General features: G+C 36.0%; 20 protein-coding genes. 18 read left to right on the plus strand and 2 right to left on the minus strand.

Going from position 1 to position 16391, the window contains the following annotated elements; all coding sequences use genetic code 11:
- Window positions 1-456: an HRDC domain-containing protein gene (locus EG342_RS19230; protein WP_246008665.1), complete on the minus strand. Its 456-nt coding sequence runs from the start codon at window positions 454-456 to the stop codon at window positions 1-3.
- A 15-nt stretch (window positions 457-471) separates the two neighbouring features.
- Complete coding sequence (locus tag EG342_RS19235; protein ID WP_103292193.1) at window positions 472-804, minus strand: single-stranded DNA-binding protein; 333 nt, start codon at window positions 802-804, stop codon at window positions 472-474.
- A gap of 281 nt (window positions 805-1085) precedes the next feature.
- Here EG342_RS19235 and EG342_RS19240 point away from each other — a divergent pair, with 281 nt between their 5' ends.
- The 18 genes from EG342_RS19240 to EG342_RS19325 all read left to right on the plus strand — a co-directional run bounded on the left by EG342_RS19240 (window position 1086) and on the right by EG342_RS19325 (window position 16319).
- Window positions 1086-1805 (plus strand): polysaccharide lyase family 7 protein, encoded by a 720-nt coding sequence (locus tag EG342_RS19240; RefSeq protein WP_103292192.1) that lies wholly within the window; start codon window positions 1086-1088, stop codon window positions 1803-1805.
- A gap of 121 nt (window positions 1806-1926) precedes the next feature.
- The gene (locus tag EG342_RS19245) at window positions 1927-2541 is read left to right on the plus strand and encodes an HPP family protein (protein WP_103292191.1); all 615 of its coding nucleotides are present in this window, start codon (window positions 1927-1929) and stop codon (window positions 2539-2541) included.
- A gap of 5 nt (window positions 2542-2546) precedes the next feature.
- Entirely contained in the window at window positions 2547-2891 is a 345-nt protein-coding gene (locus EG342_RS19250; RefSeq protein ID WP_103292190.1) for a hypothetical protein, read from the plus strand.
- A 25-nt stretch (window positions 2892-2916) separates the two neighbouring features.
- Window positions 2917-3828 carry a TIGR01777 family oxidoreductase gene (locus EG342_RS19255; RefSeq protein ID WP_103292189.1) on the plus strand — a complete coding sequence of 304 codons (912 nt, stop codon included), beginning with the start codon at window positions 2917-2919 and terminating at the stop codon, window positions 3826-3828.
- A 24-nt stretch (window positions 3829-3852) separates the two neighbouring features.
- The gene (gene nudK, locus EG342_RS19260; protein WP_103292188.1) at window positions 3853-4434 is read left to right on the plus strand and encodes a GDP-mannose pyrophosphatase NudK; all 582 of its coding nucleotides are present in this window, start codon (window positions 3853-3855) and stop codon (window positions 4432-4434) included.
- A 55-nt stretch (window positions 4435-4489) separates the two neighbouring features.
- Window positions 4490-4948, plus strand: coding sequence for a DUF2750 domain-containing protein (locus EG342_RS19265; protein ID WP_103292187.1), 459 nt, complete (start codon window positions 4490-4492; stop codon window positions 4946-4948).
- A 47-nt stretch (window positions 4949-4995) separates the two neighbouring features.
- Complete coding sequence (locus tag EG342_RS19270; protein ID WP_103292186.1) at window positions 4996-5694, plus strand: DUF2306 domain-containing protein; 699 nt, start codon at window positions 4996-4998, stop codon at window positions 5692-5694.
- A gap of 287 nt (window positions 5695-5981) precedes the next feature.
- Complete coding sequence (locus tag EG342_RS19275) at window positions 5982-6383, plus strand: VOC family protein (RefSeq protein ID WP_103292185.1); 402 nt, start codon at window positions 5982-5984, stop codon at window positions 6381-6383.
- Between the two features lie 553 nt (window positions 6384-6936).
- Entirely contained in the window at window positions 6937-7185 is a 249-nt protein-coding gene (locus EG342_RS19280; RefSeq protein ID WP_103292184.1) for an acyl carrier protein, read from the plus strand.
- 66 nt (window positions 7186-7251) lie between these two features.
- A complete protein-coding gene (locus EG342_RS19285; RefSeq protein ID WP_103292183.1) occupies window positions 7252-8739 on the plus strand; it encodes a phytoene desaturase family protein in 1488 nt (495 codons plus the stop codon).
- Window positions 8736-9752: a diiron oxygenase gene (locus EG342_RS19290; protein WP_103292182.1), complete on the plus strand. Its 1017-nt coding sequence runs from the start codon at window positions 8736-8738 to the stop codon at window positions 9750-9752. The genes EG342_RS19285 and EG342_RS19290 overlap by 4 nt, the downstream gene beginning before the upstream one ends.
- A 45-nt stretch (window positions 9753-9797) precedes the next feature.
- Entirely contained in the window at window positions 9798-10553 is a 756-nt protein-coding gene (gene fabG / locus EG342_RS19295) for a 3-oxoacyl-ACP reductase FabG (protein WP_103292181.1), read from the plus strand.
- Between the two features lie 19 nt (window positions 10554-10572).
- Window positions 10573-11817: a beta-ketoacyl-[acyl-carrier-protein] synthase family protein gene (locus tag EG342_RS19300; RefSeq protein ID WP_103292180.1), complete on the plus strand. Its 1245-nt coding sequence runs from the start codon at window positions 10573-10575 to the stop codon at window positions 11815-11817.
- Window positions 11792-12823, plus strand: a complete 1032-nt coding sequence (locus tag EG342_RS19305; RefSeq protein ID WP_103292179.1) for a beta-ketoacyl synthase N-terminal-like domain-containing protein — start codon at window positions 11792-11794, stop codon at window positions 12821-12823. Before EG342_RS19300 ends, EG342_RS19305 begins: the two co-directional genes overlap by 26 nt.
- A gap of 8 nt (window positions 12824-12831) precedes the next feature.
- Entirely contained in the window at window positions 12832-13314 is a 483-nt protein-coding gene (gene fabZ / locus EG342_RS19310; RefSeq protein WP_103292178.1) for a 3-hydroxyacyl-ACP dehydratase FabZ, read from the plus strand.
- Between the two features lies 1 nt (window position 13315).
- Window positions 13316-14059 carry a thioesterase II family protein gene (locus EG342_RS19315; protein WP_103292177.1) on the plus strand — a complete coding sequence of 248 codons (744 nt, stop codon included), beginning with the start codon at window positions 13316-13318 and terminating at the stop codon, window positions 14057-14059.
- A 14-nt stretch (window positions 14060-14073) separates the two neighbouring features.
- Complete coding sequence (locus EG342_RS19320; RefSeq protein ID WP_103292176.1) at window positions 14074-15300, plus strand: cytochrome-c peroxidase; 1227 nt, start codon at window positions 14074-14076, stop codon at window positions 15298-15300.
- A 251-nt stretch (window positions 15301-15551) separates the two neighbouring features.
- Complete coding sequence (locus tag EG342_RS19325) at window positions 15552-16319, plus strand: hypothetical protein (protein WP_103292655.1); 768 nt, start codon at window positions 15552-15554, stop codon at window positions 16317-16319.
- Window positions 16320-16391 lie beyond the last annotated feature (72 nt).

A 16391-nucleotide genomic window follows, 5' to 3' on the forward strand; every position in this document is an offset into this window, starting at 1 on the left:
TCAGACACTTTCAAGAATATCCAGTATCTCTTCGCCATAGTTTTCAATTTTATGCTTCCCGAATCCTTTGATCTCAAGTAATTCCTCTTTTTTAGCCGGTTTATATTTGGCCACAGACATTAATTCTTTATTGCTTGCAATAAAATAAGTGGGGAGATTCTGCTCCCTGGCTTTTTCAGATCGCCAGAGTTTCAATGCATCCAGAATTTGCTCTTCATTGGCGCTCAGAAGATCATTTTCTGCAGAATATTTAATCATTTTGGGTTCTTTTACTATATTTTTCACCAATTTTTGTTCTTCAAAATATAATATTACGGACCAATAGCGTTCATCACCTACAAAAGCTGTTTCTACTTTTATAATATCATTCACTTCCAGAAAATCATCGAGCATTTTCTGATCCCGGTAGAGAAATTCTTCGGGGAGTCTTATTTTAAAAATTTTCACTTTCATCATTTGTTGTTTTTAGAATTATTTACCTCCCAAAAGCAGGATTTCGTCTACACGAATTTCTGTGATGTATCTTTTTACGCCATCCTTATCATCATAGGATCGGTACGTAAGTTTTCCTTCTATGGCAATTTCCTTTCCTTTTGGTACGTACTTCTCCAGTATTTCTGCTACCCTTCCGAATGCAATCAGATTGTGCCATTGGGTTTCTTCTACTTTTTCTCCTTTGGCATTCGTGTAATGGTCGCTTGTTGCCAGAGATACACTTGCTTTTACATTTCCATTTTCGAAGTTTACCATTTCTACTTCTTTACCTGTGTAACCGATTAATGTTACTTTGTTTCTTAGTGACATAACTTTTAAATTTAAAGATTAATATTATAGATCCGAGACGTTCACTGCTTTCTCAAATCTCTGCTGCAAAGATTGCGACGTCATCACAAGCCAGTCGGTTATAAACTATTTAAATTCGTTTGTAGTCGTTTGTAATCGGATAAAAAACTAATTCTCACTTCCTATAAAAATCATTGATTCATTGGTTGTACATCTAAAATCTGTTAAGATTAATAAATAAAAAATTGTATTGAAGAAATTGTATAAATTAGTAATCATTGATCAGCCATCACATCTTAAGTATGAAAAATCGTTTTAGAAATCTAATAATAACAGGACTTTTAATAATTTCAGGTTCTATTGACGCACAAAAAAACTATTCAACGGTGCCAGCAGATAAGTTTAATCTTAATGCTTTTAATCTTCAATTACCCGTTGAAAAAAATAATTCAATCACTATTATTAAAGGAGCACAAATAGCAAACTTTTCATCAGAGAATTTTTATTTTTCACCACAGGATAATAGCATTCGTTTCTTTTGTACCTCTGATGGCAAAACAACTCAAGGTTCTCATTACCCAAGAACAGAATTGCGCCAAACGGATGAATGGCATTTCGACAAACAACATATCCTGCAGGTAAAAATGGCTGTACTCACACAACCCAGCACAGGGAAAATTATTATTGGTCAAATACATGGTAATTCCAAAGGAACAGAAGCTTTAAAAATCTGGTGGAATAATGGTGACCTTCAGGTTGGATACAAAAAAGAAATCAATGATAAGGAACAGAGAATTACTCTTCTTAAAAATGTAGCTCTGGGACAAATATTTAATTATACTATTCAACAAAGCAATCTGGAAATTCAGGTGAAGATTAATCAGAAGATTGTCACATTTGATCTTGGTAACAGTTGGAAATCAGAATCAGTTTATTTTAAAGCAGGAAATTACTTACAGGATAATAAGCAACCCGTAACTTCAGGTATGACGGCTGTTTACCAAATCAGTATAACTAAGTAAATTACTGTTAAAAATCAATCACATACAAAAGACTACCCATTTGTAAACGGATAAATCCATATCTTTGTTCTCATTACATTATAGAAAATTTAATTCAAATACTAAAAATAAAGAAGACTAAATGAAGAAGAGCCTAAAAAGAACGTTCAGAGTCTCAAAATATGTAATCTATAAAGAAACACTTGTTGATTACAAAGAACATTTCTGGTCATTCCTGGGAGCATTTTTTGGAATCGGATTGATTGCATTTATCCAATCTCATTCTTTAACAGAAACAGAAAATATATTTTTGATTGGTTCTTTTGGAGCCTCAAGTGTATTGATTTACGGAGCTATTCAAAGTCCTTTGGCACAACCCAGAAATCTGGTGGGTGGTCATGTACTTTCAGCCCTGGTAGGAGTGACGGTGTATAAAATTGTTCCCGATATCATCTGGCTTTCTGCACCTTTGGCAGTTGCCTTTTCTATTGTATTAATGCAATACACAAAAACCCTGCATCCACCAGGAGGTGCTACCGCCTTGATTGCGGTGAGTTCTACCGGAAAAATTCCGGAGTTAGGATATTGGTATGTTATCTCCCCTGTTCTCTCAGGATGTATTATCTTGTTGCTTGTAGCATTGTTTTTTAATAATGTTACTCCCAACAGAAGTTATCCTACACACAGTAGATTTAAAAAATTGCTTCGAAAGAAACATGCTCACGGACATGTGAATCCACATAAATTGAAAAAATAAACATCATGAATTGTCTGGAATGTGGCGAAAAAATTATCGGAAGATCAGATAAAAAGTTCTGCAATGACGCCTGCCGGAACGCCTACAACAATAAACAAAATAAAGATTCCAGTAATCTGATGCGGAATGTTAACAACAAACTCCGCAAAAATTACCGTATCCTTGTTGAGGTAAACATCGATGGTAAAACAAAAATAACCCGGTCTAAACTGGAAAGTTTAGGCTTTGATTTCGATTATTTCACCAATCTGAAAGTCTATAAAAATGGTTCTGAATATAAATTTATTTATGATTATGGTTATAAACTTCTGGAAGATGATTTTATCTTGATTGTTAAAAATCAGGCATAATCTTACACACCTAAAATCTATTACTATGAAAGAAATTGTTCTGATTACCGGAGCCAGCAGTATGATCGCTCAGGAGCTGGCAAAAAAGATCGGAAATGACTACAGCCTGAGATTTTTGACCCGAAAAAAAAAACATGACAACGAATATGAATGGGATATCAGAAAGAAAACAGTTGATGAAGCTGCTTTTGAAAACATTTCCCATATCATACACCTGGCAGGAGCCAATATTTCGGAGAAACGCTGGACGGAAGAAAGAAAAAAAGAATTAATTTCCAGCAGAGTTGATTCAGCGGCCTTATTGCGTCATGTATTAACAAAAAACGAGATTAAACTCAAATCATTTATTTCGGCTTCAGGAATCAATTTTTATGGCACTCATACAACAGAGAAAATCTATACTGAAAATGATCCTCCGGGAAATGATTTTTTAAGCGAAGTCGTGGTTTTATGGGAAAGAGCTGCCGATCATTTTAAAGAACATAATCTAGCTGAAAGAGTAGTCAAAATCCGTACTGCAGTCGTACTTTCTGAAAAAGAAGGAGCATTGAAGAAGATGATTCCTCCCATTCAATATTATATCGGATCTCCCTTAGGCAGCGGAAAACAATATATGCCCTGGATTCATATTGATGATATTTGTTCGATCTATGAATTTGCTTTAAAAAAATCCAATATTCACGGTGCTTATAATGCAGTTTCTCCTCAATCTGCGACCAATACAGAATTGACATCAGAGATTGCTAAGACACTGAAAAAACCATTATTCATGCCCAATGTTCCTGCTTTTGCATTAAAACTGATGTTTGGAGAACTGGCAACAGCTATTTTAGAAGGTTCAAGAGCATCGTCACATAAAATTCAGGAAGCAGGTTTTCAATTTAAGTTTCCTGATCTGAAAGAAGCATTACACGATTTATTACAAAAGGAAAAATAATTTACTATACAACTGATATTCTTTATGCAAAATCCCGATATTAAAATTCTAAACACAGAAGTGCTGTCAGATAACTGGTATACTTTAAATAAAGTCACTTATACCGTTTCAAAAAAAGACGGCAGTACCGAAACCCAAAGCAGAGAAGCTTATGACAGAGGAAATGGAGCTGTGATCCTGCTTTATAATACAAATTCCAATACCGTTATTCTGACAAGACAGTTCAGGCTGCCCACCTATATCAACGGAAATAAAACGGGAATGATGATTGAAGCCTGCGCAGGCCTTCTCGACAACGACAATCCTGAAGAATGTATCAAAAGAGAAACAGAAGAAGAAACGGGATATAAAATTTCCAAGGTTGAAAAAATCTTCGAAGCCTATATGTCTCCCGGTTCTGTAACGGAGATTCTTTATTTTTTCATCGCTGAATATTCCAATGATATGAAAATCACCGACGGTGGCGGACTTGAAGAAGAAGGCGAAAATATAGAAGTCCTGGAATTACCTTTTGAAAAAGCTTTAACAATGGTAGATACAGGAGAAATCAACGATGCCAAGACTATTATGTTGCTACAACATTTGAAAATTAAGGGAGTCTTATAGATAATTATGCTTCAATTCCTATGCATTTATTTCAAACTTTTAACCCAATTACAAGATGCTTCAAGATCATATTACCGTAAAAAATCGTCATATATACTTTATTAAAAAGGTATCTACAACTGAAATTGTATATGCTCTACGAGGTGAAAAAGGGTATGCCACTTCTTGCTCCAACGATCTGCAATACGGTGATGGAGAACCAGTGGAAATTGTTTGCTTCTGGTCTGATAATGCAACTGCAAAATTATGTATACAAGAAGAATGGAATCATTACGAAGTTTGCTCTATTCCCCTCGAGGAATTCATGGAAAACTGGTGTATAGGTATGGATAATGATGGCCTTATTGCAGGTACCAATTTCGACAATAACCTCTTTGGATACGAAGTTGAGCCTCTGGAGCTTTGTCTAGATCTCATAAGGGAGTTGAAGAATCTTGGAAAATCATTGCGCCTGAAAAAGTTTGCAGATATACATGAAATGGAAACTCAAATCAGAAAGATTCTTGAGGAATAACACTTTCATCACTTTAAAAATCTAATTACAAAAGAATGTAATATGAAATGGTAAAATCACTGGGAACAAAGATTGTTCACGCACTTGCTATTTTTTCTGTCATTATTTTCAGTATCCTGATGCTGAAGGTTGTTTCACAATATACCAGTTTTGAAAAGAATGTTGCCTTTCTGGCATTTAAGCAACAAGTGGTCAACAATCCTTATTGGCTGACATTTTTTTATATTCATATCTTTTCAATAACTCTTTGTCTTCTGGCTGGTTTGACTCAGTTTTCCAATCAATTTTTAATGGAAAACAGAAAGCTGCATAGAATTATTGGTAAAATATATGTTTACAACATTCTCATTATCAATGTTCCCGCATGTTTTGTACTTGGATTGTTTTCCAACGGAGGTTTAATTGGCATTACAGGATTCCTGATACAGGATATTCTTTGGGCTTATTGTACAATCGCAGCAGTCCTTTTAGTTAAAAAAGGCAATATAGCCGGACATCGGAATTATATGATCCTGAGTTATGCCGTGACAACAACAGCTATAACTTTCAGAATCATTAAGAATCTGTTTTATAATGAGCAATATCACGACTATCAGTTATTTTATGGAATCAATGTCTGGCTTGCTCTTTTCATCAATGTATTAATCGCGTATCTGGTAGTTAAAAAAAGTCAGAATACTTTATCTTCCCAGGTTAAGATTATAAATAAAAATAGCAAAGACGATAAACAAGATCAGAGAAAATGAACCGATAAGAATTAAAAAATTCAGGAGATGTTTGTATTTACTGTTTTGAGTCCATTTTCCGCAAAAACGCATAATCAGATAAGAAATTCCGGCAAAAATGACGAAGGTAAAGACGAAGAAAACAATGTCCCAGTTCATATGATCAATTTGGTTGTGTTATTATTTTGAACTAAAATACAATATTAAATGATAAATAAAAATTACTGTCATCAATTTTAAAGGATTGTCTGATGAGGCAAAAGGCTATTTGTGAAAAATATTCATAGCATTTGTTTAAAAAAATTAAAATGGAAATAAAAAATATAGATCACCTTGTACTTACTGTAGCAGATATTGATAAAACTATTGAGTTTTATACAAATATCATGGGATTAAAAGTTGTTACTTTTGGAGATAACAGAAAAGCTTTGACTTTTGGAAATCAAAAAATCAATCTGCATCAAAAAGGTCATGAGTTTGAACCGAAGGCAGCATCCCCTACTTGCGGATCTGCAGATCTTTGTTTTATTGCTCAAAACGATATTCATGAGATTCTGGAAGAATTAAAAGAAAAGAAGGTAAATATCATTGAAGGTATTGTAGAGAGAACCGGAGCTTTGGGCAAAATACAATCTATTTATTTTCGAGACCCGGACCAAAACCTTATCGAAGTTAGCAACTATACAGACATAAATTTCAGATCCGTTTAAGTATTGTGTCATCGTAAATATGAAGTTCAATAGATAGTGCTAATCCTCCTTTAACATTATGATGTCCACAATTGTAAAGGAAAATTTTCTTACAATTCGTTGATTATTAAAAAAAATATCAACATAAAAAAGACATTAACTTTAATAAAAACTTCAAGCAATACAATATTCATTTATTTAATTAATATTTCACCACAAAGTTACTTATTTTCTTTGTCAGTTATTTTGAGTATAGTATATTTGAAAAACAAAACAAACAAATGAATACGCATGAAAAAAAACACCTACTTCCTATCTGATTCCAGGTAGTATCCTCTTTAGATTTAAATAGTAATTATAACAGTTTTTACTGTAAAGATCTCTTATTATTTCATCAGGAAAATAGATGATATTTATACGTGATGAATAAGGATTTGCCTTATCAAATTTCAACAAGCACAGGTTGGGATTAAATTAAAAATAAATAACTGTTAAAACAATTAATGAAAGCCACTAGCCTAATTATTTACGTTCTATCAATAACTATCATTTAACAATAAACATCAAAAAAATTATGGAAAATCAAAAAAAATTATTCGAAAAAGTGTACGAAATCTTAGGAGACATTACAGAATACGATCCAAAAGAAATTCAGCCTGACACTAACCTTTTACATGACATGGGAATGACTTCGCTCATGGGGCTTGAAGTTCTTGTTGAGCTCGAAAGAAATTTTGAGGTGACGCTTGACGAGGAACTGTTGGCAAATATGAGAACTCCAAAAGACATCGTTAAAGTATTGGAAGAGGAATTGGCTATTTAAACCAAGACTTTTTAAGTAAAACTCATCAATAAAATTGATCAACTAGGGAATTGTAAATAAAAAAATATGATTGATAATCTTGAGGTCGATGATATGGTCATTGGAGCAGGCTTATGTGGTCTGATGTATGGTTTGACCGCAGTTACAGAAGGCCGTTCAGTAGTAATCAGTGAAGCACACCACAAAGTAGGCGGTTATGCTACCAATTTTTATAGAAATAAAAGGAAGTTTGTTTTCGATTGCAGCCAGCATAAAGTAAGCGGTCTCAGAGAAAATGTAGGAAATCTTTGGAATACTTTAAAACGTTTGGAACTTCATTCATTACTGGAAGAATTTCATCTTCATGACGAAATTGGAACAGTAGTTTATAAAGATCAGTGGATTAAAATCCCCTCAGAACCAGATGAAATCAAAGAAACGCTGATCATTCATTTTCCGGATGAAATACAAGGAATAGAACAGCTATTCAAAGATATTGAATCTCATGGTTACCAGCATTATATGTTTTTTAGAAGACTGATGAACGAATATACCATCAATAAAGAGATTTTAAGAGAAAGCAGGAATCTTTCAAAAATAACCGCGAGAGACTACTTTGAAACTATTTTTAAAGGTAAAAACATCATTGAAGTACTGAGTCCCATTGCGATCTATTCGGGATCTATCTCTAATGAAGTGAATGCCTTTTACTTTCTTCATTGTCTATATGCCATGTTTTATGGAGGACAAGCCTATGTAAAGGGAACCGGACAACATCTTTCCGATGTATTGCTTAAAGAATTTGTCGATCGTGGTGGCATTATATTAAAGAAGAATCAGGTTCACGAAATGGAAGATTGCAGGGATTATATGTTGGTAAAAACCCGAAAAAATGTAATCAAAGCTCAGCAAGTTATTGCAACGTGCCCACCGGAAGATGTACTGAAAATGCTCAGGAAAGAGGACTATATAGAAGACTTCCAAAACGTTATCAACAATTTTGAAGTCGGATGGGGACACTTTTGCGTCTATCTTGTGATTTCCGTGCCTCCCGAAGAAATTGACATATTTTCTCCTGAATACCTTTTGGTCTCAGATTCCGGGGATGATTTTACCAGAGAAGATTTTGAAAATGACCGGTATTATGACCTTTTTACATTGAGTGTGAGTAATTATCATCGATTTGATCCTGCCGGAGGATATGTTCTCCAACTTGTTATGCTCGATCACGGAGACCGCTGGTTTCATCTTTTAGAAGAAGAATATTTAACGCGGAAACAAAAAATTCAGGATAAGTTTATTAAAAGAGCCTTTAAAACATTTCCAAAACTGGAGGGGAAAATAATTTATTCAGAATCATCAACTCCAAAAACCAATTACAAATTTACCCTTGCTACCAAAGGTTCTGCTTTTGCCTATAAAATGCTGCCAAAAACCAATTTAAGCCTGCTTAATAACTTCCCGAATGACAAAATAAAACTGGTAAGCACCTGGGCTGGAGGTCCCGGTTATGAAACCGCAATGTGCTTCGGATTTACACAGGGTAAATTATTGAGTAAAACCACAAAAGTATGAATCCATTAAAGAAAAAAACATTAAGTCCTCAATTTTCAGATCTGCTTGATAAGCTTAATAAAGCTTCTGAAAAAAAGCAAATGAGCCTGCTTTTAGATCATCCCTGGGATGAACCCATCGACAATGTATGGCTGAAAAAAAGAGAAAACATTGCCATTTACGGAACTCCTTACTACGATCTTGCATCGGAGGAAGAAAGAAGACTCCTGTCTGTTTATGAAACCGGATCCTGGTGGTATACCTTTATTATATTTGAAAATCTGGTTTCCGAATATTATATGAAAATCGTTAATCATGGTTCTCTGAAAAGATTTCCGGAAGTGGTAAAGTATATACATCATTTCTGCAAAGAGGAAATTGTGCATGCGATGGTCTTTCGAAAAGCCATGAATTATTTTAATATTAGTCCCTTCCCTATGCCTTTAAATTTAAAGGAGATATACAGCCATAATGCTTCCATGTCTGAATTTCCGCTTAAAGCAATTTACCTTACCATCTTAATAGAATGGCTTGCAGAAAACAATGCAATGGAGGATTGTAATAGCAAAGAAATTTCGAAGCTTTCCAGGGCTGTAGCTGTAGAACACCACAAGGAAGAAGCCAGGCATATTGAATGGGGGAAAAATATGATCCGTGAGTTCATCGATGTCGTTCCCGGATTTTTGAACGAAGCACGGGAAATAACGGCTCCTATGCTCCGAAGTATGCTCGACATGTCCGTTTCCAGTATCATGGTATATTCCCGGGTAGGATTTAAAGATAAAGCCTTTAAAAATTATAAAGACCTCATCCCTGCTGTCCTTAACTCAGAAAACAGAAAAAGAATTAATTCTAAAATAATGGCTCCTATGATGAGATATTTTATAGAAATAGGAATCTGTGATCATGAAAACAGACAGATTTGGAAGGAAAACGGTTTTGAAAAAGATGCCGAAGATGCGCAGGATTATTTCAAAAAGAAATCAGCAACAGAAACTGATATAGACAACGTCATGAATAAAAACTATGATTAATCCGTCTGTCTCAACACATTTTAATCTTAAAATAACACATTCTATATGCGTATCAATTTAGAAGGCAAGCACTTCCTGGTTACCGGTGGAGGGCGGGGAATCGGAAAAGCTATTGTCAAAAATCTTCTTTCTTCAAGCGCTTCCGTCTCGTTCACTTATCATCAGGGAAAAGAAACAGCAGAAAAATTTTTGCATGATCTTTTAGAAGAATTTCCCGGTAAAGCAGCGTTGTACCAAGCAGACATTCAAAATGAGGAGCAATCAAAATCCTTAATTAAGATGATTGAAAAGTCTTCACTAGGGCCACTTTATGGACTGATTAATAATGCCGGAATTACCGCTGATTCCCCATTTTTCAGCATGTCCCATGAGATGTGGAAAGAGGTAATCAACACCAATTTAAACGGAACTTATTTTCTCTCCAAAGCAGTTATAAAATCATTGATCCGAAAGAAGAATTCAAAAATCATCAATATTTCCTCTGTTTCCGGAATACGTGGTGCCATAGGACAGGCTAATTATGGAGCATCGAAAGCGGCTATCATTTCACTTACCAAAACACTGGCCTTAGAATTTGCCAGATTCAACCTGCAGGTGAATGCTGTAGCGCCTGGATTTATCGATACAGAAATGGTGGCTAAAATGGATGATCACGAGAAGAAAAAAATAGACCAGATGATTCCCATGAAAAGAATGGGTACATCTGATGAGGTGGCTGATCTGGTCGTTTTTCTCTGTTCCGAAAAAAGCAACTATATCACGGGACAAACTTTTGTCATTGACGGAGGATTAACATTATAAAATCAAACACAAAACAAATATGAAAAGAGTTGTCATTACAGGAGTCGGGATTGTAAGCCCGCTAGCCTGTGAAAAAGATGCTTTCTGGCAAAAAATACTTCGTGGGGAAACCGGTGTTGGTGACCTTACCAAGCTGGATCCTTCCCGTTTTAAAGGGATCACAAAGGCCGCAGAAGTGGATTTGGAAAAAGAATACAAAAATCGGGAAGTGATCAATCATTTCCAGCCTTACGGAAAAGCCGTCACCTATGCAGCCGCTGCTGTAGATATGGGATTGAAAGATGCAGGTCTTGAAATCTCTCAGAAAAATAATTACGGAATTATTCTGGGAACCACCAATGGCAATCAGGATATTGTAGAACGTATAGCAGATGAATGGAATCTGGATATGGATCACGAAGATCTTAATCAGGCAGCCATACAAACACTTAGGTATTTCAGACCGGTAGAACTCAGCGCCGGAATTGCCAGATATTTTAACCTTAAAGGAACGAATATGGTGATTCCCACCGCATGTGCAGCGGGAAATTATGCTATCGGAACCGCCTACTCTATGATTCAGGAAGGACGCTCTTCAGTGATTATTGCCGGCGGAGCAGATCCTTTTACCAGATCTTGTTATACAGTATTTTACAGATTGGGAGCCATGGCAAAAGATCATTGTAAACCTTTTGACCAAAACAGGACGGGAATGATTGTTGGTGAAGGAGCGGCAGTTCTTGTTCTTGAAGAACTGGAACATGCTTTAACCCGCGGAGCAAGAATTTATGGGGAAATTACAGGTTACGGACTTGCCTGTGACGCCTATGATCCCACAGCACCGGATCCGGAAGGCTCGGGAGCAACCTTATCGATGACCAATGCTCTTACATCAGGCAATATTGATGCTAAAAACATCACCTATGTAAGTGCTCATGGAACAGGAACCAAAGCCAATGATGCCCACGAAGTTAAAGCTATGAATAATGTTTTCGGTGACGACATCAGCAATTTGTACGTAAATGGTATCAAATCAATGCTGGGACATTGTATGGGAGCTGCCAGTGCTCTTGAAGCCGTTACAGCTGTATTATCACTCTATCATCAGCAAATACCCCGAAACACAAACACCGAAAAAATTGACGAATCTTTTAACACCCACTTTCAAATACAACCGCCTTTAGAATACCGTGTAGAACATGTTCTCAGTAATTCTTTTGCCTTTGGCGGCAATATTTGCAGTGTAATATTCAGTACATATGATACCAGCACATCCCAACAATGACATTGTCATCTCCGCTATTGGTTTTAATAGTGTTTCTGGCACAGAAATCAATGAATATCTCAGTAACTCAGAAGGACGGTTTCCCTCGTCTATGATTATTGAAGATCATGACCCTCAACAATTTTTAAAACCTAAAGGCCAGCGTTTTCTCAACAAAGCTACATTGTTGTATTGTAACACTGCTTTTCAGGCCATTCATAACAGAGATTTAATGCAATACATTCAGAGTTCTCCGGAAAGAATCGGACTTTATGACGGTACTGAACTATCTAACCTTGAAGACTGTTTTATTTTTGATCTGACTGCCAGAAATCAGGGACCGGACAGAGTCAGCCCAATGAAAGCGCCCAGCACAATAGCTAATGCAGCAGCAAGTCAGATGGCCATACAGGCAGGTATAAAAGGCCCCAATTTCAGTGTATGTGCCGGGATGGCCGGAAGTCTTCAGGCACTAGATATAGCCTGTCTTCATTTAAAACAAAGGATGATTGACTATGGAATAGCAGCTTCTACAGAAGTTCGGAACAAATATCAGCTTTCAATCAGAAACAATCAGCAAAAGCTCTCCCCGGAACTTGGAATTTCTATGATTCTGGAACATCGCGAAACATTAGAAAAAGATGCCAGAAAACCTTTAGCCGGAATTAAGCTGATCCACTCTGAAACCTTCATGGTAAATGACCATTTTGAGTTTTATCTGTATGAAATAGTATTCCCTGTCATCCAATTATATGAGATAGATACCACCATCATTTCCGGAGGAGGATTTATGATCAATGAAAAAATATTTAACAATTTATTCAAAGAGAATCATATTGATGTAACCGTACTATATCCGGAACAACAATTCGGAGACCTGGATAATGCAGGAGGAATGTTTGGGATTGCCTATGCTATCTCAATATTTAATGGACAAAACATCCATAAAACAGATAAAAAAGACATCATAGTCTTATCTATCGACCCGTCTGGAACACTTATTTATACCATCATCGAAAAAAAATAACAGATCAAATGCCAACCATTTTAGAATCTTATCAAATCACTCAGATCTTACAATACCGATACCCTTTTTTACTTATTGACAGAGTTACTGAATATGTGAAAGATGACAGTTTAAAGGCTGTTAAGGCCGTTTCTGCAGGTGAGCCTTATTTTGCGGGACATTTCCCAAACTTTCCGATTATGCCGGGAGTTCTTATTACCGAAGCCCTTGCACAAGCCTCTTCATTAATGATGGTTTTAAATAATTTAGACTGGAAGCCCAGTGATCCCATTCCATCATTTCACACAACAACAATTGGAGTATTGGGGAATGTCCAGATCAGCTTTTTAAAATCTGTTCTCCCCGGAAGTCTTCTGGAGCTTGACGTTAAATTAGATTGGAGAAAAGGATCCGCCAGCTCTGTAAATGTCAAAGCTTCCGTAGAAGGATCTGTTTGTGCAAAAGGTAAAATAACGGTAATGTCCGTTGATCAGAATACGATATTCTCTTAGAATGAATACTCCAATTTTATTCTGTATCCCTTATGCAGGAGGATCTTCAATGTCATTTTCTAATATCGTCAGTCTCATTACTATTGAGGGGCTTGAAATCAAATGTCTTGAGCTGCCGGGAAGAGGTACCCGACATAGAGAACTGCTTCCAGCCTCTTTGGATGAGGTTGTGGATGATCTTTATTTTAAAATAAAAGATAGCCTTTTACTAAAGGAAAGACCTATCCTCATTTGGGGACATAGCATGGGAGCAATCCTGGCATTGCTGTTATCTTCCCGGTTACATACACATCAGTTCAATATGATTGGATTACTGGTTTCAGGGATGAAAGCACCTACCCATCCGTCTTCTCCGCATGCACTTTCCGAAAAAGCCAAGAATAAATTATTATCTGATCTTTTACCCATCAAATATGAGCAAAATAAGGAAGCTCCTCTTTTTCAAAGGATTTACAAAAAAAGAATAGAAATTATGGAAAAAGATGTGGAATTACTGGAAAAATACCAGATTAAAAATTGGCCGGAAATGTATCTATCCAGCCCGATAGCAGTAATTATGGGCGATGATGATGAACTCTACCCTGCTTTATCTTATTATGAAAACTGGAAGCTTCATACTTCAGGTAACACTGATTTTTTCTCTATAAAAGGCAGTCACTTTTTTCCGATGCAACATCCTGAAAAAACATCCCTTTTATTAACTCAAATACTTACACAAATCCTGAATAATCAACCTATTAATTAAAAACAAAAATAAAAATGAAAGTAAAAAAAATATTTTTCCCGGCTATTACGATAGCTTTGTTTGGAGTACTATTCTCCTGTTCCAATGATACTTTTACGCTGGAACCTATCTCAGAACCGAATGCCAAAGTATCAGCTCTATCTGTATCCAAAAATGCTTCATTACTCGCAGCCTATTTTGGGGATAATATTGATTTCAGCAATTTACCCAACTATGCCAATCAAAGTATACCAATGTATGTGTTCAGGAACAATACGCCATTTATTAATCGGATTACCGATGAAGGAGCAACATTGGGTAGAGTTTTGTTTTATGATAAAAATCTATCCAGCAACAATAAAGTTTCTTGTTCGAGCTGCCATAAACAGGAGCTGGCTTTCGGTGATAATAATAGGGCCAGCCAGGGAGTGAACGGAAATACGGGAAGGCATTCCATGAGATTAATCAATGTCAGGTTTGCTGAGGAATTTAGGGTTTTCTGGGATAAAAGAGCCACTTCTCTGGATACCCAGACTACCATCCCTATCAGAGACCACATAGAAATGGGATACAGTGGTAAAAAAGGCGCTCCCTCTTTTGATCATCTTATTAAAAAACTCCAGGGACTGGACTATTACCAGGAACTTTTTACCAGAGCCTTTGGAAGTGCTGAAATTACGGAAGAAAAAATACAAAAAGCTCTTGCTCAATTTGTGAGCAGCATTATTTCATTTGATTCAAAGTATGATGAAGGAAGAGCAGAAATCTCCTCCGAATTTCTTGATTTCCCGAATTTCACTCCGGAGGAAAACCTTGGAAAAAAACTCTATATGGAATTTCCCGTAGCTGTAGGCGGAACCCGAGCGGGGGGTGGAATGGGATGTGCAAGTTGTCATTTTGCTCCTGAATTTGGCATGACTGCCCTGAGCGGAAATAACGGTGTTATTGACAAAATAGGCAGTACCGAAAAAGATCTTAGTGTCACCAATTCTCCTTCAATGCGTGATCTTGTCAATTCTAACGGGCAACCCCATGCCCCAATGATGCATTCTGCAGTATTTTCTACATTGGAACAGGTCATTGACCATTATAACAATATTCCCAAAGAAGCCAGAACGGATAAACTGGACAATAACCTTCGTCTGAGAAGCTTAAATGCCACTCCAGAAGAAAAAAAGGCTATTATTGCATTTATGAAAACCCTTACCGGGAAAAATGTCTATAAGGATAGGAAATGGTCCAATCCTTTTATCAATCCATAAACTTATCAACAATAAAAGCTGGCTATAACCAGCTTTTATTGATATCTCCACGTCATTTTTTCAACGTGCATTCTATTGTTATTTTGTAAGTCGTCTCTTCAAAATATAGAACCAAAACAAAGGTGAAATTAAAATCTTTATCAAATTGAGAAAATAAATAGATAAAGTTGGCCTAATCCTTTAATTTTCAAATTTAAAGCCTTAATTTTGCCACGAAATTTAAAAAATTCGGATTCTTCACTGCTATGTACATGAAAAAAATGATGGTTGGGCTTTCTTTAGCACTATCTGTTACTACTATATCGGGGCAAAAAACTCCCGCGAAAAACAATAGTCTGACACCTTATAGTTATCAGACTTTCAATTGTGATAACAAAGGATATTTTGATTCCGCCAAATATAAAAAAGAGGAAATAGACGGAGTAAATAAGCTTTTGTATCAGTTCAATGGGGTTCAATTTGATACACAACCCGTTTTTAAACTTTCTAATCTTGAAGAAATTCGTAAAAACAGAGAAGAATATCTTCAGCAACTGGAAAACCAATATCAGGAAAAGAAAAAAGAATTATACAGCCTTGAAGTGATTAATCTTCCGATGTGGAAAAAATTACAGCAGGAAACCATCCAGTCTTTTGAAAATGAATATCAACTAAACAAGGAGGAAATTATTGCCTATTCTGACCCTTCGTCTCTTAAAGACAGCAAGTTTTACGGATCCTGCAAAGAGCATATTGATGCGATCTCATCTCCTGATAGAGAGAAGATGTTTACAGCATGGAAAAACTATATTGAATTGAAAAGCAAAAGCAATGCTGATCCGAAAGCAGTATTGGCAAGATTCAATGCAAAGCTGAATGATCCCCAAAAAGAAGACTACGCTTTAATCGACATGATCGGACTTAGTTTTCACAACTGTGCCAACAGTAGTTTCAGACAGAAACGTGAAGAGGAAGGAGTTGCTTACAAAGACTTCGACAAACTTTTTATTAAACTGAAAAGAACTTGCGATGAGCCATAAGATTTCTTGAAAATTGATTTTTTTTAAAAATATAATGACAGTATCCCCTTTGGATGCTGTTTTTTATTGATT

Origin of the sequence: Chryseobacterium lactis, assembly GCF_003815875.1 — a bacterium.
Lineage (GTDB): Bacteria > Bacteroidota > Bacteroidia > Flavobacteriales > Weeksellaceae > Chryseobacterium > Chryseobacterium lactis.

Bases quoted from the DNA above. Each gene is read 5' to 3' on its own strand.
- EG342_RS19230 (WP_246008665.1), bottom strand. From the start codon at position 456: ATGATGAAAGTGAAAATTTTTAAAATAAGACTCCCCGAAGAATTTCTC.
- EG342_RS19235 (WP_103292193.1), bottom strand. From the start codon at position 804: ATGTCACTAAGAAACAAAGTAACATTAATCGGTTACACAGGTAAAGAA.
- EG342_RS19240 (WP_103292192.1), top strand. From the start codon at position 1,086: ATGAAAAATCGTTTTAGAAATCTAATAATAACAGGACTTTTAATAATT.
- EG342_RS19245 (WP_103292191.1), top strand. From the start codon at position 1,927: ATGAAGAAGAGCCTAAAAAGAACGTTCAGAGTCTCAAAATATGTAATC.
- EG342_RS19250 (WP_103292190.1), top strand. From the start codon at position 2,547: ATGAATTGTCTGGAATGTGGCGAAAAAATTATCGGAAGATCAGATAAA.
- EG342_RS19255 (WP_103292189.1), top strand. From the start codon at position 2,917: ATGAAAGAAATTGTTCTGATTACCGGAGCCAGCAGTATGATCGCTCAG.
- nudK (WP_103292188.1), top strand. From the start codon at position 3,853: ATGCAAAATCCCGATATTAAAATTCTAAACACAGAAGTGCTGTCAGAT.
- EG342_RS19265 (WP_103292187.1), top strand. From the start codon at position 4,490: ATGCTTCAAGATCATATTACCGTAAAAAATCGTCATATATACTTTATT.
- EG342_RS19270 (WP_103292186.1), top strand. From the start codon at position 4,996: ATGGTAAAATCACTGGGAACAAAGATTGTTCACGCACTTGCTATTTTT.
- EG342_RS19275 (WP_103292185.1), top strand. From the start codon at position 5,982: ATGGAAATAAAAAATATAGATCACCTTGTACTTACTGTAGCAGATATT.
- EG342_RS19280 (WP_103292184.1), top strand. From the start codon at position 6,937: ATGGAAAATCAAAAAAAATTATTCGAAAAAGTGTACGAAATCTTAGGA.
- EG342_RS19285 (WP_103292183.1), top strand. From the start codon at position 7,252: ATGATTGATAATCTTGAGGTCGATGATATGGTCATTGGAGCAGGCTTA.
- EG342_RS19290 (WP_103292182.1), top strand. From the start codon at position 8,736: ATGAATCCATTAAAGAAAAAAACATTAAGTCCTCAATTTTCAGATCTG.
- fabG (WP_103292181.1), top strand. From the start codon at position 9,798: ATGCGTATCAATTTAGAAGGCAAGCACTTCCTGGTTACCGGTGGAGGG.
- EG342_RS19300 (WP_103292180.1), top strand. From the start codon at position 10,573: ATGAAAAGAGTTGTCATTACAGGAGTCGGGATTGTAAGCCCGCTAGCC.
- EG342_RS19305 (WP_103292179.1), top strand. From the start codon at position 11,792: ATGATACCAGCACATCCCAACAATGACATTGTCATCTCCGCTATTGGT.
- fabZ (WP_103292178.1), top strand. From the start codon at position 12,832: ATGCCAACCATTTTAGAATCTTATCAAATCACTCAGATCTTACAATAC.
- EG342_RS19315 (WP_103292177.1), top strand. From the start codon at position 13,316: ATGAATACTCCAATTTTATTCTGTATCCCTTATGCAGGAGGATCTTCA.
- EG342_RS19320 (WP_103292176.1), top strand. From the start codon at position 14,074: ATGAAAGTAAAAAAAATATTTTTCCCGGCTATTACGATAGCTTTGTTT.
- EG342_RS19325 (WP_103292655.1), top strand. From the start codon at position 15,552: ATGAAAAAAATGATGGTTGGGCTTTCTTTAGCACTATCTGTTACTACT.